Raw genomic sequence first — 23,249 nt, 5'->3', positions numbered from 1 at the left:
CCCAGCTTACTGAGGCGTTATGGCCGGTAAGAGGTGTTCCTTGAACGGAAGATCAGCGGGTACGCTGATTCCGCTGGCCAGCCACTGACTGCTCCACCCCAAAATGAGGTTCTTGGACCAATCTGCAACCAATAGAAATTTTGGCACGAGTACCGACTCCTGCCACCACGAATCCTGCTGTACCGGCCCCAGGCTCAACAGCCCGACTGCCACGACCACCAGCAACGCACCACGCGCAGCGCCAAAGGCCATGCCGAGAAATCGATCGGTCCCGGAGAGGCCGGTGACACGTATCAACTCGCCAATAAGATAATTGACCATTGCCCCCACCAGCAGCGTGGCGATGAACATGATGGCGCAGCCCGCGATGACACGGGCCGAAGGTGTCTCGATGTATCCAGCCAGGTAGACCGACAATGAACCGCCGAACATCCAGGCTACGACTCCTGCGATGATCCAGGTCAGCAACGACAGTGCTTCTTTTACGAAGCCGCGGCTTAGACTGATCAAAGCGGAGATGGCGACAATTGCAACAATCGCCCAATCAACCCAGGTAAATGGCACAGTGCAGCCTACGGACAGATGAGGCGGCGCATTTTAGCAGAGCGCTGGGCTGTCGGTAAGCTGTGATTGCGGCTGCTTTGCAAATCAATAGTTTGTGGCGAGCCAACGTGATTTCAAGCCAACCACAAAACGAATGCGGGAGCTGACTTGCCTTCGATGGCGCCGGCACATTCAACATCACTGTTGATTGATCCGGCGTCATCGCCGGCAAGCCAGCTCCCACGTTTGGCTTGCATCCCTACCAAGTGCTGGTGGTATCAGCCGCGCTCAGGCTGGAAGCGAGTCACAAAACCCTTGAGGTTCTGCTGGCGATCCAGCAAGTCCCGCAGGCGATCCGCTTCGGCACGCTCGATCAACGGCCCGACAAACACGCGGTTCTTGCCGTCGGCGCTACGGATATAGGCGTTATACCCCTGGCTACGCAGCTTCTTTTGCAAGGCGTCGGCGCCCTCGCGACTGCCCAGGCTGGCCACTTGAATCGACCAACTGATCGGCAAGCCATTCGGATCGATACGACTCTGGCCCACATCCGGCTTGCCCGGTGCGGCGGGCTGCGGTGCTACCGGCTTGGGCGCAGGTGCAGGCGCGACGGGCTTGGCAGCGGCGACCGGCGCAGCGGGTGCCGGCTTGACCACTGGCACGCTTGGCTGCACCGGCATCGACGGTGCTTGCTGCGCAGCCACTTCATCATCCGTCGGCACAGGCTCCTCTTCCGGCAAGGCCTGGGGCTCAGGCACGACCACAGGCTCGACCTGAACCTGCGGCACCGCCGGGGCTTGTGGCGCGGCCGGAGCCTCAACCACGACCTGGCGCTCTTCGTCCTGACGAGAAAACAGCATCGGCAGGAAAATCACCGCCAGCGCTACCAGAACCAAGGCTCCGACCATTCGCTGCTTGTACGCGCTATCCAGTAATGCCATGTGCAGCTTCCTCCGTGGAGCGCCGGGCTAACCACTCAAGCGCCTCGGCAACGCAATAAAATGACCCGAACAATAGAATTTCATCGTCGGGCGTAGCAACGGCGCACTGCGCTTCAAGGGCCTCGGTGACGCTTGTATACGACGCCACAGGTGCACCAAGGTTCTGCAACGCCAGTTCCAGCCCAGCAGCCGGGCGACTACGCGAAGTATCCAGCGGCGCCACAGCCCAGGCCTGGACACTGCCCAACAAGGGCGCGACCACGCCATCCAGGTCCTTGTCCGCCAGCAGACCGAATACGGCAAGGCGACGACCGACCGACGGCGTGCGTGAAAGGCGCTGAGCCAGGTACTCGGCCGCATGGGGGTTGTGCCCCACATCCAACAGCAAGTTCAGGCGCTTGCCCTGCCATTCGAACGCACGACGATCCAGACGCCCTACCACGCGAGTCGCCAGCAATGTGGCAGCAATCTGCTCGGCATTCCACGGCAGATCCAGCAGCAGATAGGCTTGCAGCGCGAGCGCGGCGTTTTCCAATGGCAGGTTCAATAGCGGCAGGTCACGCAGTTCCACCGCCTGGCCACGGGCATCGAGCCCACGCCATTGCCAGTGCTGCTCAACGATCTCAAGATTGAATTCGCGGCCGCGCAGGAAGAACGGGCAACCCAGCTCGCGCACCCTGTCCAGCAAGGTGTGCGGCGGATTTAGGTCACCACACAGCGCAGGCTTGCCCTGGCGGAAGATACCGGCTTTTTCATAAGCCACGGACTCACGGGTGTTACCCAGATAGTCGGCGTGGTCCACGCCAATGCTGGTGACCAGCGCAAGGTCGGCATCCACCACGTTGACCGTGTCCAGACGCCCGCCCAGACCGACTTCCAGCACCACCACATCCAGTTGCGCACGCTCAAACAGCCAGAACGCCGCCAGGGTGCCCATCTCGAAATAAGTCAGGGAAATCTCGCCTCGGCCCGCATCGAGTGCGGCGAAGGCTTCGCAGAGTTGCGTATCAGTGGCTTCGACGCCATTGAGTTGCACCCGCTCGTTGTAACGCAGCAGGTGCGGGGAATTGTAGACGCCGACTTTCAGCCCTTGGGCCTGGAGCAGCGCCGCGACAAAGGCACAGGTAGAGCCTTTGCCGTTGGTGCCGGTTACCGTGATCACGCGCGGCGCCGGACGACCCAACCCGAGGCGGGCCGCTACCTGTTGCGAACGCTCCAGGCCCATGTCGATGGCGGAAGGATGCAACTGCTCAAGGTAGGCAAGCCATTCGCCCAGGGTGCGCTGGGTCATAGGTTTGCAGGCACCGGCGGCACCACAATCGGCTCGACTTTAGGCGCGACGTAGACAGGCGTCGGCAGGCCCATCATTTGCGCCAGCAGGTTGCCCAGGCGCGGGCGCAGCTCACTGCGCGGGATAATCAGGTCGATAGCACCGTGCTCCAGCAGGAACTCGCTGCGCTGGAAACCTTCGGGCAGCTTTTCGCGTACGGTCTGCTCGATCACGCGCGGGCCGGCAAAGCCGATCAGGGCCTTTGGCTCGCCGACGATCACATCACCCAGCATTGCCAGGCTGGCGGAAACACCGCCGTAGACCGGGTCAGTGAGCACGGAGATGAACGGGATGCCTTCTTCGCGAAGACGCGCCAGTACCGCGGAGGTCTTGGCCATTTGCATCAGGGAAATCAGGGCTTCTTGCATACGAGCCCCACCGGAGGCGGCGAAGCAGATCATCGGGCAACGGTTTTCCAGGGCATAGTTGGCCGCGCGGACAAAGCGCTCACCGACGATGGCCCCCATGGACCCCCCCATGAAGGAGAATTCAAACGCCGACGCCACAACTGGCATGCCGAGCAATTTGCCGCTGACGGAAATCAGCGCGTCTTTCTCGCCGGTCTGCTTCTGCGCACCGACCAAGCGGTCCTTGTACTTCTTGCTGTCACGGAACTTGAGACGGTCAACCGGCTCCAGGTCAGCGCCCAGCTCGTTGCGGCCGTCAGCATCCAGGAAAATGTCGATGCGGGCGCGCGCGCCAATACGCATGTGGTGGTTGCACTTGGGGCAAACGTCCAGGGTCTTTTCAAGCTCGGGGCGATACAGCACCGCGTCACAGGATGGGCACTTGTGCCACAGACCTTCAGGAACCGAGCTTTTCTTCACCTCGGAACGCATGATCGAAGGGATCAGTTTGTCTACTAACCAGTTGCTCATGCTTTCTTTCTCCAGTACCGGTGGCTTGAACACAGCCCCGCGTATGCCCTTGAGCTAAATTCATATGTGGCGATGACACATACTGGACGGGGTCAGACGTTCGACCGGCCATTTCCTGCATGCACCCTCAGCCTTCCAGACAACCTGCCAGCGCAGGGTTGCCACTTCATTTCCGGGCCACCCTGAGGCGGCGCCGGGCTGTTTTACACAGTGGTAGTTATGGACGGCGGCAGACTGCCAGCCGTCACATCCCACCACCGCTGTTGCGCACGGCCCGCATGAATGCGCGAATCTTGCTGTGGTCCTTGATGCCCTTGCCCTGCTCTACCCCACCACTGACATCCACGGCATACGGCCGAACCTGTTTGATCGCGGCCGCGATATTCGCAGGGTTGAGCCCGCCAGCCAGGATGATCGGCTTGCTCAAACCTTCGGGAATCAGCGACCAATCAAACGCTTCGCCGGTGCCGCCGGGCACGCCTTCGACGTAGGTGTCGAGCAGAATCCCGCGAGCGCCACCATAGGCGGCACACGCCGCCGCGATGTCATCCCCGGCCTTGACGCGCAACGCCTTGATATACGGGCGCTGATAGCTTTCACATTCTTCCGCCGTTTCGTCGCCATGGAACTGCAGCATGTCCAACGGTACGGCATCCAGGGTTTCGTTGAGCTCACACCGGCTGGCGTTGACGAACAGACCCACGGTGGTCACGAACGGCGGCAATGCGGCAATGATCGCCCGCGCCTGCAACACACTCACCGCCCGCGGGCTCTTGGCGTAAAACACGAAACCGATGGCATCCGCGCCCGCCTCGACCGCCGCCAGCGCGTCTTCTATGCGGGTAATCCCGCAAATCTTGCTGCGAACGGCTGACATGTCGTGAAAACCTCGGGGTTGGAACCAGAAAGTCCCGGATGGTAACAAAAGCTTTTCCGGGCGTCAGCCGCCAAGTTCGCTGAAACCTGTGAGGAAGTGTGGCCCGATGAAACGTTCCGGCAATTCGAACTCGTCGCGGTACTCCACATCCACCAGGTACAGGCCGAACGGATGTGCCGTGACCCCGCCCGTGCGGCGAATGCGGCTTTCCAGTACTTCCTTGGCCCACTCCACCGGGCGCTCGCCCGTGCCGATAGTCATCAGCACCCCGGCAATGTTTCGAACCATATGGTGCAGGAAGGCCCCGGCGCGAATATCCAGCACAATCATCTTGCCGTGACGGGTCACCCGCAAGTGGTGGACCTCCTTGATCGGCGACTTGGCCTGGCACTGGCCGGCACGAAAGGCGCTGAAATCATGCACGCCCACCAGGTGCTGCGCCGCTTCGGCCATGCGTTCGGCATCCAGCGGGCGGTGGTTCCAGGTAATTTCTTCGTTGAGGTGCGCCGGGCGGATCTGATCGTTGTAGATCACGTAGCGATAACGCCGGGCGATCGCCTTGAAGCGTGCATGAAAGTGCGCCGGCATCACCTTGGCCCAGCTGACACTGACGTCATGGGGCAGATTGATATTGGCGCCCATCACCCACGCTTTCATTGACCGTTCAGCCTGGGTGTCGAAGTGCACTACCTGGCCGCAGGCGTGCACGCCGGCGTCGGTGCGCCCGGCGCACATCAGCGATACCGGCGAATCGGCGACTTTGGACAGGGCCTTTTCCAGGGTTTCCTGCACCGTCAGCACACCGGAGGCCTGGCGCTGCCAGCCGCGATAGCGCGAGCCTTTGTATTCCACGCCAAGGGCGATGCGGTAAAAGCCTGCGGCCGCCATTTCGGCGGCCGCGTTATCTATATTTGCCAAGAACTGAGAGCCTGATGAGTTGCGCAGAGGGGGTCATTATGCCGGTTTGTGTGGGAGCCCACAAAAGCAAAACGGCGCCCCGAAGGGCGCCGCTGCTTTAACAGTCGACGATCACGCCAGCCGGTCAAGCATTTCCTTAGCCTCGCCGCGCTGGGTCTCATCTCCTTCAGTCAGCACTTCGGAGAGGATGTCCCGCGCGCCGTCCGCATCGCCCATGTCGATATAGGCTTGGGCCAGGTCAAGCTTGGTGGCCACCTCATCCGTGCCGGAGAGGAAGTCGAATTCCGGCTCATCATCCCCCAGCGCCGCGTCTTCCGCAGTAAAGGACGGCTCGATGGACGGATGTTCCAGGCTCTGGGACAGGCGGTCCAGTTCGGCATTGACGTCATCCAGCTCCGACGCAAAAGCATCAGGCTTGGCGCTTGCTTGCGGCTCGTCGGCCAGGGACAGGTCGAAATCTTCCGGCAGATCGAAATCGTCCAGCGCCGCAGGGGTCAGGGTCGGCGGTTCGACAGCAGGCACGTCCTTCATCTGCTCGTCCAGGCCCGAGAGGAAGTCGTCATCGGATTGCGCCGAAGCCGGTGCATCAGGTTGCAGGTCCAGGTCGAAGTCCGACAGATCATCCGGAGCGGCCTTGGCTTCAGTCTGCTGCTGCAGGAGCGACTCGAATGTCTGCTGATCGTCCTTGACCTCAGCCGGGGATGCCGCTTCCAGATCGTCCAGGCTCAAATCGAAATCGGTGTCGAAGCTCTCTGGCGCAGGCTCAGCCGGCTTGTCTTCGAGCAAATCCTTGACGTATTGAGCGTCCAGCGCGGCGGCGGCAACCGCAGCGCTGACGCCCGCCGCCAAAACGGCCATGGCCGGGAAGCGGCTTTTGAGCTGCTCGACCTGGGCGTGGTTTTCACCATTGGCTACCAGTTGACGCTCTTGGGTGACGAAGCCGTCCTTGTCGCTTTGCAGGCCGTAGACTTCCATCAGCTTCAAACGCAGGTCGCTGCGCTTGGGCTCATGCTTAATTGCCTGCTCCAGCACATCGGCGGCCTGGTTCAGGTGGCCGCGGTCGATATGGGATTGGGCCTGGGCCAGTGAATCGCTGGAGTTTTCCGGGGCCACAGCAACAGCCAGCGGCGCAAGTACAGAGGCAACGGTCGGCACAACAACTGCCGGCTCAACGGCTGGGGCCGCTGCTGGAGCGGCGGCCAACTTGACGCTTGGCGGCGGCACTTCGAGGCCTTCGAAACTGTCCGGCGGCAGGTCGTGGTCGATGTTGGAGGCGAACTCCGGCTCTTCAGCCAGGGCCCGCGCCATGCGCAGGTGCTTTTCCTCTTCGCGGCGAGCATTTCGATGGCGCGCCCACAACAGCAGGAGCGACAGCACCAACAAAATAGCCGCACCGCCGAGCAAGCCGAGCAAGGCGGGGCTAGTCAGCAGGTCGTTGAATTTGCCCTCGGTGGTGGCAGGCGCTGCATCAGCTTCGACCGGTTCAGCCGCTGGCACAGGCGCTGCTGTCGCTGCATCGGGCACTGAAGGGGCAGCAGCCGGCTCACCCGCCAACTGAGCGGGCATTGCTGCAGTGGCCGGAGCGACCGGAGCCCCCTTTTCAGCCTGTAAACGGGCAAGCTGATCGTTTTTCAGTTGAATCAGTTTTTGCAGCTTGTCCAACTGGCTTTGCAGGTCGGCCGCGCGGCTTTTCAGCTCTTCGTTGTCGCGACGAGTGGTGTCCAGTTGCTCCTGGGTCATTGCCAGTTTGTCGCTCAGAACCGCGCTGTCGCCAGCCTTGCCTTTGGCGCCCTTCTTGGCCGCCTCGGCCGAAACCAGGCTCAAGTTGTCCTTAGCGTTGGTAGTCGCTGGCGCGTTGCCAGCTTGGGCGCGCTTGGTGGCGTCCAGTTGCTGCTTACCCGCCGCAGGGTTGGTGGCGACGCGCCGACCCTGGCGCCAGGCGTTATTCTGCGCGCGGACTTCGGCTATCGCCTGGGGTTGCGGCAGCGCGGTGCTTTCTACGGTATCTGGCAGGCGCAGGACCTGGCCGGTTTTCAGGAGGTTGATATTGCCGTCGATAAACGCGCCCGGGTTGAGCGCCTGGATCGCCAGCATCGTCTGCTGGACCGAGCCGCCATTGCGATTCTTCGCGGCAATTTCCCACAAGGTGTCGCGGGAGGTGGTGGTGTACTGCGCCGGCTTGCTCACGGCTGGCGCGGTGCTGGCCGGCGCCGCCACACGCGAGGCAGGTGCGGCGGCCGTCGGTGCCCGCTGGTCGAATTTGGCCGGGTCGAGCAATACGCTGTAATCGCGCATCAGACGGCCATTGGGCCATTGCACCTGCAGCAGGAAGCGTACGTAGGATTCCGGCAGCGGCTTGCTTGAGGTGACACGCACCACGCTGCGGCCATTGGGATTGACCACCGGGGTAAACGTCAGGTCATTGAGGAACGCCTGGCGATCGACACCCGCGTCCACAAACGCCTGAGATGAGGCCAGGCTCGGCGTGATCTCGGAAGCCGTGAGGCCACCGACATCGAGCAATTCGATCTCCACCGCCAACGGCTGGTTCAACTTCGACTTGAGGGTCATCTCCCCCAGCTGCAGCGCCTGCGCCATACCGGAGGACAGCGCCGAGGCGGCCGCTATTGCTAACACCAGTTTGCGAACTTGAACCATAGCCTCATCCTTTGTTTGAACACTCCCCGGCCTGCGAGAAGGTTGGTAACCGCTGCCATAAGGCATGGCGAGCCGATAGGTTACCGACGCGCTTCTGTTCTGCTTTGGACCAAGCATAGTGCCTGGCTAGAATCAATCTACAAATTGCCGCCAAGTATCTTTTACACAAGGTCTTTTATCAACAACTGCGCCAACTGTACGGCGTTCAGTGCGGCGCCTTTGCGTACGTTATCTGACGTCAACCACAGATTTAGTTCCGCCGGGTCATCCACACCCTTACGGACCCGCCCTACATAAATAACATCCTGGCCTACCGCGTCGCCCACTGCGGTGGGATAGTCCCCCTCATCCACGAGCTCTATACCTGGAGCTGTGTCGAGTGCGCGGTTCACGGCGGCGAGATCCACCGCTGCGCCCAATTGCAGAGACACAGTCAGGCTATCGCCAAAAAACACCGGGGCTTGAACGCAAGTTGCGGAAATCTTTAGCAAAGGTAATTCCAGCACTGCACGCAGTTCATGGACCAGGCGTTTTTCCAAGGCTGTATGACCCTGGGCGTCTGGCGCGCCGACTTGCGCCAACACATTGAACGCGACCTGACGATCAAAGAACGTCGGTTCCAGCGGGCGCATGTTCAGCAGCTCAGCGGTTTGACGTGCGAGCTCGCTGACCGCCTCGCGCCCCTGGGCCGACATTGCCAGGTTGGCGGTGACGCTCACGCGTTGGATATCCAACAGGCCACGCAAGGGCGCCAGTACCACCGCCAGGTTGGTCGCCGATGGGCTTGGGCTGCCGAGCTGGAACGGTTTTTTCAGGCCATCAAGCACATGGGCGTTGGCTTCCGGCACCACTTGCGGCGCTTGCGCGGCCGGCAAGGCGCCAGACAAGTCGATCACCGAGCAACCCGCCGCGGTGGCACGCGGGGCGAAACTCAAGGTAACCGCCGGTCCCGCCGCAAAAAAAGCCAGTTGCACTTTGCTGAAGTCGAACTCATCGACTTCCCTCACCCGCACGTTCTTGCCGCGAAACGGCACGGATGCGCCAGCCGAGTTGTTGCCCGCCAGCAAATGCAGGGTGCCCACCGGGAAGCTCAACTCTTCAAGGATCTGCACCAGGGTTTCGCCAACGGTGCCGGTGGCGCCGATTACGGCGATATCAAAGGTCTGGGTCATGGGGGCTGCCTCGGGCATTGCGGGGGAGCGGCACTTTACCGGGTGGTGGGGGGTGAGGCAATTAACCCAGCGTTTGTGGTGTGACTGATGGCCTCTTTGCAAGCAAGCCCCACATTCGACCGAGTTAAATGCAATCAAATGTGGGGCTTGCTCGCGAAGAGGCCCAAAAGCACAACAAAAAAAACCCGCGCCTGTCAACAGAACGCGGGTTTCTCATCTTGCCTCAAGCGATCAACGCTCCAGCAGAATCCGCAGCATACGACGCAACGGCTCAGCCGCACCCCACAGCAGTTGGTCGCCAACGGTGAACGCGCCCAGGTACTGGGTGCCCATGTTCAGCTTGCGCAGACGACCCACCGGCACATTCAGGGTACCCGTGACCTTGTTCGGGCTCAGCTCCTGCATGCTGATATCACGGTTGTTCGGCACAAGCTTGACCCACGGGTTGTGCTGGCTGATCAGCCCTTCGATATCGGCAATCGGCACATCTTTGTTCAGCTTGATGGTCAGCGCCTGGCTGTGGCAGCGCATCGCGCCGATGCGCACGCAGATGCCATCCACCGGGATCGGGCTCTTGAAGCGACCGAGGATCTTGTTGGTCTCGGCCTGGGCCTTCCACTCTTCGCGGCTCTGGCCGTTCGGCAGTTCTTTGTCGATCCATGGGATCAGGCTGCCAGCCAATGGCACGCCGAAGTTCTCGGTCGGGTACGCATCGCTGCGCATGGCTTCGGCCACACGACGGTCGATATCGAGGATCGCGCTGGCCGGGTCCGCCAGTTGATCGGCGACGGCTGCGTGGGTCGCGCCCATTTGCTTGATCAGTTCACGCATGTTCTGCGCGCCGGCACCGGAAGCCGCCTGATAGGTCATGGCGCTCATCCACTCGACCAGGCCGGCTTCAAACAAACCGCCCAGGCCCATCAGCATCAGGCTGACGGTGCAATTGCCACCGATGTAGTTCTTGGTGCCGGCGTCCAGTTGCTGGTCGATGACCTTGCGGTTCACTGGGTCCAGGACGATTACCGCGTCATCCTGCATACGCAGGCTCGAGGCGGCGTCGATCCAGTAGCCCTGCCAGCCGGCTTCGCGCAGCTTGGGGAAGACTTCGCTGGTGTAGTCGCCACCCTGACAGGTCAGAATCACGTCGAGGGTCTTCAGCTCTTCAATGTTGTAGGCGTCTTTGAGCGGGGCAATATCCTTGCCCACGGACGGCCCTTGGCCACCCACGTTCGACGTGGTGAAAAACACCGGCTCAATAAGATCGAAATCCTGCTCTTCCAGCATCCGCTGCATGAGCACGGAACCGACCATACCGCGCCAACCGATCAGACCTACACGTTTCATCGCAACTACACCTTGTTAAAAAGTGGGCCGCCTTGCAGCAACAACTGCAAGCGGGCCCGAGAGATTACAGATTCCGCAGCGCGGCGACTACTGCGTCGCCCATTTCTTGCGTACCGACCTTGGTGCAACCCTGCGACCAGATGTCGCCAGTGCGTAAACCCTGGTCCAGCACCAGGCTCACGGCTTTCTCGATGGCGTCTGCAGCGTCGCTCAGGTTGAAGCTGTAACGCAGCATCATCGACACCGACAGAATCGTCGCCAGCGGGTTGGCAATGCCCTGGCCCGCGATGTCCGGCGCCGAGCCGTGGCAAGGCTCGTACATGCCCTTGTTGTTGGTGTCCAGGGACGCCGATGGCAGCATGCCGATGGAACCGGTGAGCATCGACGCCTGGTCGGACAGAATGTCGCCGAACAGGTTGTCGGTGACGATCACGTCGAACTGCTTCGGCGCGCGCACCAGTTGCATGGCGGCGTTGTCGACGTACATGTGGCTCAGTTCGACGTCCGGGTAGTCCTTGGCCACTTCTTCAACAATTTCGCGCCACAGCTGGCTGGAAGCCAATACGTTGGCTTTATCCACCGAGCAAACCTTTTTGCCGCGCACGCGGGCCATGTCGAAACCGACACGGGCGATACGACGGATTTCGCTCTCGCTGTACGGCAGCGTGTCGTAGGCCTGGCGCTCACCATTCTCCAACTCACGCACGCCGCGTGGCGAGCCAAAATAGATACCGCCGGTCAGCTCACGCACGATTAGGATATCCAAGCCCGCCACCACTTCCGGCTTGAGGCTCGACGCGTCGGCCAGTTGCGGGTAGAGGATCGCCGGGCGCAGGTTGCCGAACAGGCCCAGTTGCGCGCGGATTTTCAGCAGACCGCGCTCAGGGCGGATGTCACGTTCGATCTTGTCCCATTTCGGGCCACCCACGGCGCCGAGCAGTACGGCGTCAGCCGCGCGAGCGCGGTCCAGGGTTTCGTCGGCCAGCGGCACGCCGTGCTTGTCGATGGCCGCACCGCCGATCACGTCGTGGCTCAGTTCAAAGCCCAGGCTGTACTTGCTGTTGGCGAGTTCCAGGACCTTGACCGCTTCGGCCATGATTTCCGGACCAATACCGTCGCCAGGGAGAATCAGAATCTGCTTGCTCATGCGTTCCTCATTTCATCAAGCGACCCGCCCGTGGGCAGGTCGGGGAAAATCAATCAGCGTTCGGCCCAGACCACCAGCACGTCGGTGCTGAAGGTGCCGTCGGCCTGAATTTCGTAGTAATCGCGCACTTCCTGGCCCATCGCCGTTTGCAGCTCGAGGATTGCGGCGCGCAATACCGCTGGCGTGCGCATGCGCTCGACCCACGAGGTGTATTCCAGGCGCAGGCGCTGACGGCTGCTGTTGCGTACGTGCAAACCGGCTTCGCTGAGCTGACGCATCCATTCGGCGGCGGAGTAATCACGCACGTGGCTGGTGTCGCGCAGTACTTCGACGGTTTGCAGGTAAGTGTCCAACAGCGGGCTGCCCGGTGACAAGACGTCCACGAAGGCCGCCACGCCGCCTGGCTTGAGCACCCGGCGTACTTCACGCAGGGCCAGGCCGAGGTCGCTCCAGTGGTGGGCCGAATAGCGGCTGAACACGTAGTCGAACTCGCCGTCGGCGAACGGCAGGCGTTCAGCGGCGCCCTGTACGGTGCGAATGTTGTCCAGGCCGCGGTCTAAAGCTGCGCCGGCGACTACGTCGAGCATCTGTTGGGAGAGGTCGTAGGCCACGACTTCTTTGACCAGCGGCGCCACGTGAAAACTGACATGACCGGCGCCGCAGCCCAAATCCAGCAGTCGCGCACTGCCCTGCCCTGCCAGTTCGGCCTGGAGCAGCGCGAATTCGGTGCCTTGGGCGTGCACGGCACTGCTCAGGTAGGCCGAGGCTTGCTCACCGAATTGTTTTTGCACGACTTGGGTGTGGGCGGTGCGTGTCATGGTGGTTTTCCTTGGGACTTGTGTTGTTTTTACTGCCGCTTTCGCGAGCAAGCCCGCTCCCACATTCGACCGAGTTCCTTCAGTTGAAATGCAGTCAAATGTGGGAGCGGGCTTGCTCGCGAAGGGGCCAGTCCGGCTTACATAGAATCAGGCATCGCGAAACAACCATGGCTGGCTAGCCCGGTGCTTGGCCTCAAACGCGGCAATTGCATCACCGTCCTGCAAGGTCAGGCCGATATCGTCCAGGCCGTTGATCAGGCAGTGCTTACGGAAAGCATCGACTTCAAAGTGATACACCTTGCCGTCCGGACGGGTCACGGTTTGCGCGGCCAGGTCAACCGTCAACTGGTAGCCCACATCGGCTTCCACTTGTTTGAACAGTTCGTCGACTTCTTCATCGGTGAGGATGATCGGCAACAAGCCGTTCTTGAAGCTGTTATTGAAGAAGATGTCGGCATAGCTCGGCGCAATGATGCTGCGAAAGCCATATTCTTCCAGCGCCCACGGCGCGTGTTCACGGCTGGAGCCGCAGCCGAAGTTTTCCCGGGCGAGCAACACGCTGGCGCCTTGGTAACGCTCGGCGTTGAGCACGAAGTCCTTGTTCAGCGGGCGCTTGGAGTTGTCCTGGTAGGCGTAGCCCACGTCCAGGTAGCGCCACTCGTCGAACAGGTTCGGGCCAAAACCGGTGCGCTTGATCGACTTCAAGAACTGCTTGGGGATGATCTGGTCGGTGTCCACGTTGGCACGGTCCAACGGCGCAACTAAACCTGTGTGTTGTGTAAAAGCACGCATCGGGTATTCCTCAGATCAATTCGCGAACGTCGATGAAACGACCGTTGACGGCAGCCGCAGCGGCCATGGCCGGGCTGACCAGGTGGGTGCGCCCACCGGCACCCTGGCGCCCTTCGAAGTTACGGTTGGAGGTGGACGCGCAATGCTCGCCCGACTCCAAACGGTCCGGGTTCATCGCCAGGCACATCGAGCAGCCCGGCTCACGCCATTCAAAGCCGGCCTCGAGGAAAATCTTGTCCAGGCCTTCCGCCTCGGCTTGCGCCTTCACCAGGCCCGAACCTGGCACCACGATGGCTTGCTTGATGGTCGAAGCGACTTTTCGGCCTTTGGCGATCACCGCTGCAGCGCGCAGGTCTTCGATCCGAGAATTGGTGCAGGAACCGATGAACACGCGATCCAGTTGAATGTCGGTAATCGCCTGGTTGGCTTTCAGACCCATGTACTTCAAGGCGCGCTCAATGGAACCGCGCTTGACCAGGTCGACCTCTTTGGCCGGGTCTGGCACGTTCTGATCGACGGCCAGAACCATTTCCGGCGAAGTGCCCCAACTGACTTGCGGTTTGATCTGGGCAGCGTCGAGTTCAACCACAGTGTCGAACACTGCATCGGCGTCGGACACCAGGTCTTTCCAGGCTTCTACCGCAGCATCCCAATCGGCGCCTGCTGGCGCGAACGGACGGCCTTTGACGTAGTCGACGGTCTTCTCGTCCGCCGCCACCATGCCCACACGGGCACCGGCTTCGATGGACATGTTGCAGATGGTCATGCGGCCTTCGATGGACAGGTCGCGAATCGCACTGCCAGCGAACTCGATGGCATGGCCGTTACCGCCGGCGGTGCCAATCTTGCCAATTACCGCCAGCACGATGTCTTTAGCGGTCACGCCGAACGGCAATTTGCCCTCAACGCGCACCAGCATGTTCTTCATCTTTTTGGCGACCAGGCACTGGGTGGCGAACACATGTTCAACCTCAGAAGTACCGATGCCGTGGGCCAAGGCGCCAAACGCGCCGTGGGTGGAGGTATGGGAGTCGCCGCAAACCACGGTCATGCCCGGCAAGGTCGCGCCCTGCTCCGGGCCGATCACGTGGACGATGCCTTGACGCACGTCATTCATCTTGAATTCGGTGATGCCATATTCGTCGCAGTAGTCGTCGAGGGTCTGCACCTGCAAACGCGATACGGTGTCGACGATGGCGTCGATGCCGCCCTTGCGCTCAGGGGTGGTCGGTACGTTGTGGTCCGGGGTAGCGATGATCGAGTCGACGCGCCAGGGCTTGCGCCCGGCCAGTCGCAGGCCTTCGAACGCTTGGGGCGAGGTCACTTCATGGATGATGTGACGGTCGATATAGATCAGCGACGAGCCATCGTCGCGCCGTTTCACTTCATGGGAATCCCAAAGCTTGTCGTAAAGCGTTTTGCCGGCCATCAGTCGGTCCTCATCATCGGTGCTTCTATACGCCGGGCTTTTCAATAACCCTTTGGCTTGTGAGGCTGATGGTATGGCGCTACATTAAATAACTCAAATTCATATTTTTTATGCTTTGGATTACCAACTGGAATACCACCATGGACCTGGCCAACCTCAATGCTTTTATCGCCATCGCCGAGACTGGCAGCTTCTCCGGCGCCGGTGAACGCCTGCACCTGACCCAACCCGCCATCAGCAAACGCATTGCCGGCCTGGAGCAACAACTAAAGGTGCGATTGTTCGACCGCCTGGGTCGTGAAGTCGGCCTGACGGAAGCCGGTCGAGCCCTGCTGCCGCGCGCCTATCAGATCCTCAATGTGCTGGACGACACGCGCCGCGCACTCACTAACCTGACCGGCGAAGTCAGCGGTCGCCTGACCCTGGCCACCAGCCACCATATCGGCCTGCACCGCCTGCCGCCTGTGCTACGCACCTTTACCCGGGAATACCCCAATGTGGCGCTGGATATTCAGTTCCTCGATTCGGAAGTGGCCTACGAAGAAATCCTCCACGGCCGCGCCGAAGTGGCAGTAATTACCCTGGCGCCCGATCCGCACAACCTTGTACGTGCCACCCCGGTGTGGGACGACCCACTGGATTTCGTGGTGGCGCCGGAGCACAGCCTGATCAGCAATGACCGCGTCAACCTGGCCGATATCGCCGGCCATCCGGCGGTTTTCCCGGGCGGCAACACCTTTACTCACCATATTGTCAGCCGGCTGTTCGAGGCCCAGGGCCTCACGCCGAACATCGCAATGAGCACTAACTATTTGGAAACTATCAAGATGATGGTGTCGATCGGCCTGGCCTGGAGCGTTTTACCGCGCACTATGCTCGATGAGCAGGTGGCAAGTATCGCTTTGCCGGGCATACAGCTCAGTCGCCAGCTAGGCTATATCGTGCACACCGAAAGGACGCTGTCGAACGCTGCGCGGGCTTTCATGAGCCTATTGGATGCACAGGTCGATCTGCCAGAGGTACCGGCATGACACTGTGCGGCCTCAAGGTCTGAAAGAACCCGCGCTTTCCGCCCATCGAGCCAAGGCCCTTTGATAATGCGCAACCCCGCCGATTCCGTGCCACCCCTGCCCCGCATCTACGCCCTTGATCCTCAACAGGCGGAGCAAAGCTGGGACAGTGCCCCGCAGTTGCTGGCAGCGCTCAATGCCGCCCGGCTAGGTGCATGGTGCTGGGAGATCGACAGCGGCAGGATAAGCTGGTCGCGGGGCACCCAGGCGCTGTTCGGCTTTGACCCGCGCCAACCACTGCCCAAGGACCTGGATTATCTCGACCTGCTGGCGCCACAGGATCGCGCCCGAGTGGTGCGGGCCTTTCACGCCGTACTGGCCGGCGAGCCATTCGAGCAAGCCATGCACCACCACATCCAGTGGCCGGACGGCACCCATCACTGGCTGGAAATCAACGGCAGCCTGGCGCCAGATAAAGCCGGTCGGCGCCGCATGATTGGGGTTATCCGCGAGACCACCCGCCAGCGCGAACGCGAGCACGCCCTCAGCCACTCCGAAAAACGCTTTGCCACCTTGTTCCACCTGTGCCCCAACATGGTATTACTGACCCGCCAGTGCGACGGTTTGATCAGCGAAGCCAACCAATATTTCGAAATGCTCTTTGGCTGGCCGCTGGCCGATGCCATTGGCCGCACCACTCTGGAGCTCGGCCTGTGGCGCCGCCCGGAGCAACGTGCGTTGCTGGTCAAGGCCACGCAGCGCAAGGGCCGGCCCATTACCATGGAGGTGCAGTTTTGTGCCAGCAACGGCCAGGTACACGATGGCACCCTCAGCGCACAAAAGGTCGAGTTGGAAGGTGAGGCGTATTTACTCAGCACCTTTCTCGACACCACCGAGCGCAAAAACGCCGAGCAAGCCCTCAAGGACAGCCAGGAACGCCTCGACCTGGCCCTGGATTCTGCGCAACTGGGCACCTGGGACTGGCACATCCCCACCGGCATGCTCTACGGCTCGGCACGCTCCGCCCAATTGCACGGCCTGCCGCCCGAACCGTTCCATGAGTCCTTCGATGCGTTTTTCGAAGGCATGCCCCATGAAGAACGCGACAGCATGCGCGACGCCTACCGCACCCTGCGCGAGGGGCCAGCCGGCAATTATCAACTGACCTACCGCGTGCCCATGGAAGACGGCAGCTCGCGCTACCTTGAAAGCCGTGCCCGCCTGTATCGCGATGACAAAGGCGCGCCGCTGCGGATGGCCGGCACCTTGCTGGACATCACCGACCAGGTGGAGCGCGAACAACGCCTGACCGCCTCCGAAGAAAAATTCGCCAGCCTGTTCCAGGCCAGCCCGGATCCAATCTGCGTGACCTGCCTGAACAGCGGCGCATTTATGGAGATTAACCCTGCCTTTACCCAGACCTTTGGCTGGACCGCCGCTGAGGTGATCGACAAAAGTGCCGAGCAGATCGGCCTGTGGGACGAGTCGAGCAAACGCCTGCAGCGAATCGAGCGGGTAATCCGCGAGCATACGCTGAGCAATGTGGCGATCGTGGCGCATCACAAAAACGGACAAAGCCTGACGTGCGTGATTTCCAGCCGTTTGATCAAGGTCGGCGACCAGCCATGCATCGTCACCACACTGCGGGACATCACTCAGCAACAACGCTCGGAAGCTGCACTCAAGGCCAGCGAGGAAAAGTTCGCCAAGGCCTTCCATTCCAGCCCCGACGCGATTTCCATCACCGAGCGCGACACCGGCCGTTATGTGGAGGTCAATGACGGTTTCTGCCGCCTGACCGGCTATCGCGCCAAGGAAGCCATAGGCCTGACCCTTTACCAAATCGGCATCTGGGCCGATGAAAACCAACGCGCCGCGCTATTGGCCGAATTGCAGATCAAAGGCCGCATCCACCACCTGGAAATGCTCTGGCACAACAAACGCGGCGAGTTGCTGGCGGTGGAGGTCTCGGTGGAGCCCATCACCCTGAATGAAACCCCGTGCCTGCTGCTGACAGCACGGGACGTGAGCCTGCTGAAAAACGCCCAGGCACAGATCCGCCACCTGGCCTACCACGACCCGTTGACCAACCTGCCCAACCGCGCCCTGTTGATGGACCGCCTAAGCCAGCAAATTGCCCTGCTCAAGCGCCACAATTTGCGCGGTGCGCTGCTGTTCCTGGACCTTGACCACTTCAAACACATCAACGACTCCCTCGGCCATCCGGTCGGCGACTCGGTGCTGAAGATCGTCACCGCACGTCTGGAGGCCAGCGTGCGTATGGAAGACACCGTGGCGCGCCTGGGCGGCGATGAGTTCGTGGTGCTGCTCAGTGGCCTGGATGGTTCGCGCATGGAAGTCAGCAATCAGGTGCAAGAACTGGCCGACACCCTGCGCGAATTACTCTCGGAGCCGATGTTCCTCGATGGCCATCGTTTGCAGGTCACGCCGAGTATTGGCGTGGCGCTGATTCCCGACCATGGCACCACGCCGGCGGACTTGCTCAAGCGCGCCGACATCGCCCTGTATCGCGCCAAGGACTCAGGGCGCAACACCACGCAGATGTTCCATAACAGCATGCAAAAAACCGCCAGCGAACGCCTGCGCATGGAGACCGACCTGCGCCTGGCGCTGTCGCGTGGCGAGTTCAGCGTGCATTACCAGCCGCAAGTGGATGCACGCGGCAACAAGATCGTCGGCGCCGAGGCGTTGGTGCGCTGGCAGCACCCGCAACTGGGCGCGCAGTCGCCGTCCGAATTCATCAAGGTACTGGAGGACAGCGGCCTGATCCTTGAAGTCGGTACCTGGATCCTTGATGAAGCCTGCGCGGCCTTTCAACAACTGGTCGCGGAAGGCCTGGTAGACCCGTTGAACTTCAGCCTGTGCGTGAACATCAGCCCTCGGCAGTTCCGCCAGAACGATTTTGTGGAGCGGGTGGAGCGCAGCCTCAAGCAGCACCAATTGCCGTTCAACCTGCTGAAACTGGAAATCACCGAAGGCATTGTGATCCAGAACCTGGACGACACCATCAGCAAAATGCGCCGCCTGAAAAAACTCGGCGTGAGCTTTGCGATGGATGACTTCGGCACCGGTTACTCATCGCTCACTTACCTCAAGCGCCTGCCGGTGGATGCGCTGAAGATCGACCAATCCTTTGTGCGTGACGCCACTCACGACCCTAACGACGCCGAAATCATTCGCGCCATAGTGGCGATGGCTCGCAGCCTGAACCTGGTGGTGATCGCCGAGGGTGTGGAAACCCAGGATCAACTGGCATTCCTGCAGGGCTTGGGTTGCCATTTGTACCAAGGCTATTGGCACAGCCGACCACTGCCGATGATCGGATTCAGGGAGCTGTTGATCGCCGACAAGGGTGGGGTTTAAACCAGTTTCAGTGCGTGCCCGCCCTTTTCCATCCAGCGCGAGTGGTTCAAGTCGCGCTTGGCGCCATATTCATCGACAGCGCCGTCGACAACGACCACGGAATGCCCGAAGTTCGCCAGAGTACCTGGCACGCCTGACGCCAGTTCCTGCACGCTGCTCTGGCGAGTGAAGGCGTACAGGCCCAAGCGGCGCAGCGCGTCGCCAGGCACCTCACCGTCATTCAGTGTTTTGAGGGCGACGTCAAAGCCGGCACCGGCGCGGAATTCGTGGTCTTCCAACTGTGCACGCTTGGCGCTCGCGGCATAAAGGAACACGGCGTCCTCAACCAGGCCTTTATCCGTACCGTAGAAGTTAGCCGCCGCGCGTGCCATTTCCAGCTCGACGTAGGTGAGGCGCACCGTGCAGCCATCGCGCATGGTAACGGTGAAACCGTCCGGCGTTTCGTCGACACGCTTGAAGATCCCCAAAGGGTTTTGCCCGTATTTCATCATCGCCGCCTTGATCGCCGACACCGTGACACAGTTACCTTCCACGCCTTGATAGAAACCGCCCCAGATATCGACTGGCTTGACGCCGACGGGGGGCGCCGGAAATTGCGCTGGCTTTGCGTTGCGCGCTCGGGCAACGTCCGCGGCAAGCTGGTAGCCATAGTCCTTTACGATGGCCTGTTTCTCACCTTCGCGATGCTTGATGCCATCCACTACCAAAGCGCTTGAATAGTTGAAGGCAGGGGTGACGCCAACGCGGGTTGGATCGCGCAGCTTGTCGGGCGGAACAACCCGTAGAAAGCCGGTCAGGCCCATCCCCTTCAAGACATTGTAAGTGTGCTCTCCGCGCAAGGTGCTCAATAACGCTGCCTCGAACTGAGCATTGCGTTCAACCTGCTTGCGCTTGGTAAAGGCGGCCAGCATGAAATTGGCGTCGATGACCATGTGCGCGTCAGGGCCGGTAAACCGCGAGGCTTCGGTAGTGCGCTGCAGTTCCTGTGTTGACAACGTCACTTCAAAACCATCTTTCATGGTGACGCTGTACCCATTCTCCGTGGTCTCGACATTGTTAAACATCTCGGAGGGCGATTGGCCAAACCTGAGCATCATCATCTTGATCACTGCGGCATGGCTGCTCAGGTCGAATACTTCGCCAAACGCTCGCGAGGCCGCAGTGAAACCCTGCAGAACCTCGGCGACCTGGGGGCGAACACTCGTCGTGACCTGTTCAACCTTGGGCATGACGATCGGCGAGACGGGGGCTGGAGCCCTGGGGGGCTTCGGCGCGCTGTCATTAACCAGCGTATACATGTAGGTTCGATCGGGAGAACTCTGCCTGCCGAAGCGCTGCACCTTGCCGGCGTAAATCAGCGCTGAACCAGCGTCATAACTGTCTACCACCCCTTTCCCCCCTTCACCGACAACCGCTGCAGTGGGTAGGTATTGGAAATGACCGGACAAGCCCATGCCTTTGAGCATGTTAAAGGTCGTTTCACCTTGCAGAGATTGAGTCAGCACCGAGGTAAAACTTGGCAAATCAGCGGCGCTGCCACTGCCCAGCTGTTTGCGTTTAATGAACACCGCCAGAGCGAAATTTGCACTGCCCAGTACCACGTTGTCCTGACCCGTAAAACGCGATGCGCCCCCTGCCCGTTGCAACTCCTGCCGGGAAAGATGCAGCCTGTAACCATCTTTCATGGTCACCTCATAACCATCGCCATTGCTCCGCACATTGCTGAACATATCGCCAGGGCGCTCTCCAAATGTGAGCATCATCAGTTTGATGACGGCGCTGTGCGAACTCGCATTGTAATGCTCGCCGAAACCACGCTCAGGGGCATCAAATGCAGTGAGGAGAGAAGTGTCTTTTTCCGGGTGCTTCGATAACTGCAACGCTATAGGATGTGAGCGAGCAGAAGATCCAATTGCGAACGTACTCATATCGTTCACTCTTAAATGAAATAGTTGGACGCGGCCGCGATAGGAAACGATTAAACTTCATAGCCCAATCAGCGTAATGCTATGGCTTGACCATCGCGCGGCCTGCCCCCCCTATTACCCCACAACTCTTCATGCCCGCCGATGACCGCAACCGAATGTGTGTCCGTATTCACCATGCCCAACTGCCCGCTTGCCAACTCACTGACCGAGGCCTTTTTCAAATAATTGCCCAGGCCCAAGCGCTTGAGTGCCTCACCGGTTTCTTTCTCGTCTTCACCATCATTAAGGCTACTTATTGCCGCCCTGAAGCTTGCACCCGCCTTGCCATCATTGTTCTCCTCCTGTGCTCGTTTGGCGCTTACTGCAAACAGGAAGTTGGCGTCCTTGAGCATCCCAATATCCCGCCCCGTAAATTTGGCACCGCGGGCAGCCTGCGACAATTCCTGATCGGATAAACGGAGGTGGTAACCGTCACGCAGCGTCACGCTATATCCCTTCGCCGTCTTCTCGACCTTGGCAAAGATGCTTTTTGGACTTTGGCCAAACCTGGCCATTGCCACCTTTATCGCTGCAACGGTGACGCAGTTACCCTCATCGCTCTGTCGAAAACCACGCCAGATATCATCCGCCTTAACTCCAATTGTCTTCTTGGAAAGACCTGAACGTTCATCAACCTCCGCGCTCTGCGATGGCCGAAAAGGAAACAACGTGGCGCTGAAGGGGACACGGGGTACAGCGGCGGGCATAACAAGGAGCCGTCCGGCCGCTCTGCCACTTATACCGTTAAATGGGTATGCCGTTGTAATGAAGGATGCCGCCTGATTATCCCCGCGCCTGACAGCCGGGCAGTCCACCCAACCCTCGCGATAACCCGTGTTCTTTTTTCCAGTTGCCAGCGCAGACACATCAGTCGAATCAACACTAGGCTGAAGTGTTTGCCAAGGTGTCTGACTGACGCCCCTGGATATAATCGAATCTACTACGTAGTGCTCATCCCTGAGTCCTGTCACCCTAGTATTGAATACTGAAAACATGGACCCCTACCTTGTACAGGACTCCCCAACTGCACTCGCAATCGGGGAGTATTGATCAGCAATTAGCTCTTGAAGATGACAATGGCCGCATCAAAAATTCATGCTGGACACTGCCGCTTGTCAGCCGTTGTCATAATACGCGCTGATTGACGGCGCCGAGACGCTGATGGATAGGGTGTCCAGCACCTGGAGCCGGAGATGTAATTCCGGTGCGGACCTTGGACTCCTGATCTTTCTGGATCTCAATCTTTGGCTTAATACCGACCTTAATCTCATCGTCTGTTTTACCACCCGTCTTCACCTTTGCGACTGGCGTACCGCCGGTCGTCACCTTTGCACTTGTTTCAGCAACGGGTTTCGCCTCTGCACTGATCTTGGTAGCGGTCTTAGCCTCGATTGCTGGCGGCGTGCTGCTGCTTACGCCCACGTTTGGCTCATCGACAATCAATCGCGGCTTCAGCGACGAACGCGGGCCTGACCAATCCTCCGAACTTACCCTTACCTGAATACCGGCAGCCAAACTAATCTTAAAATGCTTACCTTTATCTGGCGTCAGGCTCACCTGCGTGCTGCCATCAGGCAAGACCGTGACCTTAGCATCACCCTCGGCCCCGACTTTTACCGGTGCACCTTTCTCACCATTCGGCAGCGTCGATTCGGTGGCATTTCCTTTCAAACCAATCTGCACGCTACCGTCAGTGCCGACCTTCACCTGCGCGCCTTTCTCACCACTGGGCAGCGTCGATTCAGTACCGTTACCTTTCACGCCAACCTGCACGCTACCGTCGGTGCCGACCTTCACCTGCGCGCCTTTCTCACCCGTTGGCCGCGTCGATTCAGTACCGTTGCCTTTCACGCCAACCTGCACGCTACCGTCGGTACCGACCTTCACCTGCGCACCTTTCTCACCCGTTGGCCGCGTCGATTCAGTACCGTTGCCTTTCACACCAACCTGCACGCTACCGTCGGTGCCGACCTTTACCTGCGCACCTTTCTCACCCGTTGGCCGCGTCGATTCAGTACCGTTGCCTTTCACGCCAACCTGC

General features: G+C 60.2%; 18 protein-coding genes. 2 read left to right on the top strand and 16 right to left on the bottom strand.

Going from position 1 to position 23,249, the window contains the following annotated elements; all coding sequences use genetic code 11:
* Positions 1 to 6 precede the first annotated feature (6 nt).
* From AACY36_RS26275 to leuC, 13 genes are all read right to left on the bottom strand, one after another.
* Positions 7 to 564, bottom strand: coding sequence for a CvpA family protein (locus AACY36_RS26275; protein WP_122513270.1), 558 nt, complete (start codon positions 562 to 564; stop codon positions 7 to 9).
* 257 nt (positions 565 to 821) lie between these two features.
* Positions 822 to 1,484: an SPOR domain-containing protein gene (locus AACY36_RS26270; RefSeq protein ID WP_339420610.1), complete on the bottom strand. Its 663-nt coding sequence runs from the start codon at positions 1,482 to 1,484 to the stop codon at positions 822 to 824.
* Positions 1,468 to 2,775 carry a bifunctional tetrahydrofolate synthase/dihydrofolate synthase gene (gene folC, locus AACY36_RS26265; protein ID WP_339420609.1) on the bottom strand — a complete coding sequence of 436 codons (1,308 nt, stop codon included), beginning with the start codon at positions 2,773 to 2,775 and terminating at the stop codon, positions 1,468 to 1,470. Before folC ends, AACY36_RS26270 begins: the two co-directional genes overlap by 17 nt.
* Entirely contained in the window at positions 2,772 to 3,692 is a 921-nt protein-coding gene (gene accD / locus AACY36_RS26260) for an acetyl-CoA carboxylase, carboxyltransferase subunit beta (RefSeq protein ID WP_339420608.1), read from the bottom strand. The genes folC and accD overlap by 4 nt, the downstream gene beginning before the upstream one ends.
* Positions 3,693 to 3,936: 244 nt before the next feature.
* A complete protein-coding gene (locus AACY36_RS26255; protein ID WP_339420607.1) occupies positions 3,937 to 4,569 on the bottom strand; it encodes a phosphoribosylanthranilate isomerase in 633 nt (210 codons plus the stop codon).
* 63 nt (positions 4,570 to 4,632) lie between these two features.
* Positions 4,633 to 5,457, bottom strand: a complete 825-nt coding sequence (gene truA, locus AACY36_RS26250) for a tRNA pseudouridine(38-40) synthase TruA (protein ID WP_065874106.1) — start codon at positions 5,455 to 5,457, stop codon at positions 4,633 to 4,635.
* Positions 5,458 to 5,598: 141 nt separating this feature from the next.
* Positions 5,599 to 8,145 carry a FimV/HubP family polar landmark protein gene (locus AACY36_RS26245; RefSeq protein ID WP_339420606.1) on the bottom strand — a complete coding sequence of 849 codons (2,547 nt, stop codon included), beginning with the start codon at positions 8,143 to 8,145 and terminating at the stop codon, positions 5,599 to 5,601.
* A gap of 161 nt (positions 8,146 to 8,306) precedes the next feature.
* A complete protein-coding gene (locus AACY36_RS26240) occupies positions 8,307 to 9,317 on the bottom strand; it encodes an aspartate-semialdehyde dehydrogenase (RefSeq protein WP_339420605.1) in 1,011 nt (336 codons plus the stop codon).
* A 231-nt stretch (positions 9,318 to 9,548) separates the two neighbouring features.
* On the bottom strand, positions 9,549 to 10,661 hold the full coding sequence (asd, locus tag AACY36_RS26235; RefSeq protein ID WP_339420604.1) for an aspartate-semialdehyde dehydrogenase: 1,113 nt from the start codon (positions 10,659 to 10,661) through the stop codon (positions 9,549 to 9,551).
* A 64-nt stretch (positions 10,662 to 10,725) separates the two neighbouring features.
* Positions 10,726 to 11,808, bottom strand: a complete 1,083-nt coding sequence (gene leuB / locus AACY36_RS26230) for a 3-isopropylmalate dehydrogenase (protein ID WP_017530190.1) — start codon at positions 11,806 to 11,808, stop codon at positions 10,726 to 10,728.
* Positions 11,809 to 11,861: 53 nt separating this feature from the next.
* Positions 11,862 to 12,626, bottom strand: coding sequence for a class I SAM-dependent methyltransferase (locus tag AACY36_RS26225; RefSeq protein WP_339420603.1), 765 nt, complete (start codon positions 12,624 to 12,626; stop codon positions 11,862 to 11,864).
* A 147-nt stretch (positions 12,627 to 12,773) separates the two neighbouring features.
* Positions 12,774 to 13,418 (bottom strand): 3-isopropylmalate dehydratase small subunit, encoded by a 645-nt coding sequence (leuD, locus tag AACY36_RS26220; RefSeq protein WP_032888286.1) that lies wholly within the window; start codon positions 13,416 to 13,418, stop codon positions 12,774 to 12,776.
* A 10-nt stretch (positions 13,419 to 13,428) separates the two neighbouring features.
* Positions 13,429 to 14,847 carry a 3-isopropylmalate dehydratase large subunit gene (gene leuC / locus AACY36_RS26215; protein WP_339420602.1) on the bottom strand — a complete coding sequence of 473 codons (1,419 nt, stop codon included), beginning with the start codon at positions 14,845 to 14,847 and terminating at the stop codon, positions 13,429 to 13,431.
* A gap of 140 nt (positions 14,848 to 14,987) precedes the next feature.
* Here leuC and AACY36_RS26210 point away from each other — a divergent pair, with 140 nt between their 5' ends.
* Complete coding sequence (locus AACY36_RS26210; RefSeq protein WP_339420601.1) at positions 14,988 to 15,878, top strand: LysR family transcriptional regulator; 891 nt, start codon at positions 14,988 to 14,990, stop codon at positions 15,876 to 15,878.
* A gap of 66 nt (positions 15,879 to 15,944) precedes the next feature.
* Positions 15,945 to 19,241: an EAL domain-containing protein gene (locus AACY36_RS26205; RefSeq protein WP_339420600.1), complete on the top strand. Its 3,297-nt coding sequence runs from the start codon at positions 15,945 to 15,947 to the stop codon at positions 19,239 to 19,241.
* Here AACY36_RS26205 and AACY36_RS26200 read toward each other — a convergent pair.
* The 3 genes from AACY36_RS26200 to AACY36_RS26190 form a co-directional block, all read right to left on the bottom strand.
* The gene (locus AACY36_RS26200) at positions 19,238 to 21,169 is read right to left on the bottom strand and encodes a hypothetical protein (protein ID WP_339420599.1); all 1,932 of its coding nucleotides are present in this window, start codon (positions 21,167 to 21,169) and stop codon (positions 19,238 to 19,240) included. The two genes, AACY36_RS26205 and AACY36_RS26200, sit on opposite strands and share 4 nt — an antisense overlap.
* A 68-nt stretch (positions 21,170 to 21,237) precedes the next feature.
* Entirely contained in the window at positions 21,238 to 22,203 is a 966-nt protein-coding gene (locus AACY36_RS26195) for a hypothetical protein (protein WP_339420598.1), read from the bottom strand.
* Between the two features lie 130 nt (positions 22,204 to 22,333).
* A partial coding sequence (locus AACY36_RS26190; protein ID WP_445262858.1) for a hypothetical protein occupies positions 22,334 to 23,249 on the bottom strand: 916 nt, incomplete at its 5' end.

Origin of the sequence: Pseudomonas sp. EA_15y_Pfl1_P101, assembly GCF_963970835.1 — a bacterium.
GTDB lineage: Bacteria > Pseudomonadota > Gammaproteobacteria > Pseudomonadales > Pseudomonadaceae > Aquipseudomonas > Aquipseudomonas tritici.
Note: the sequence above shows the minus strand (reverse complement) of the source record. Positions and strands in the feature narration are given on the sequence as shown.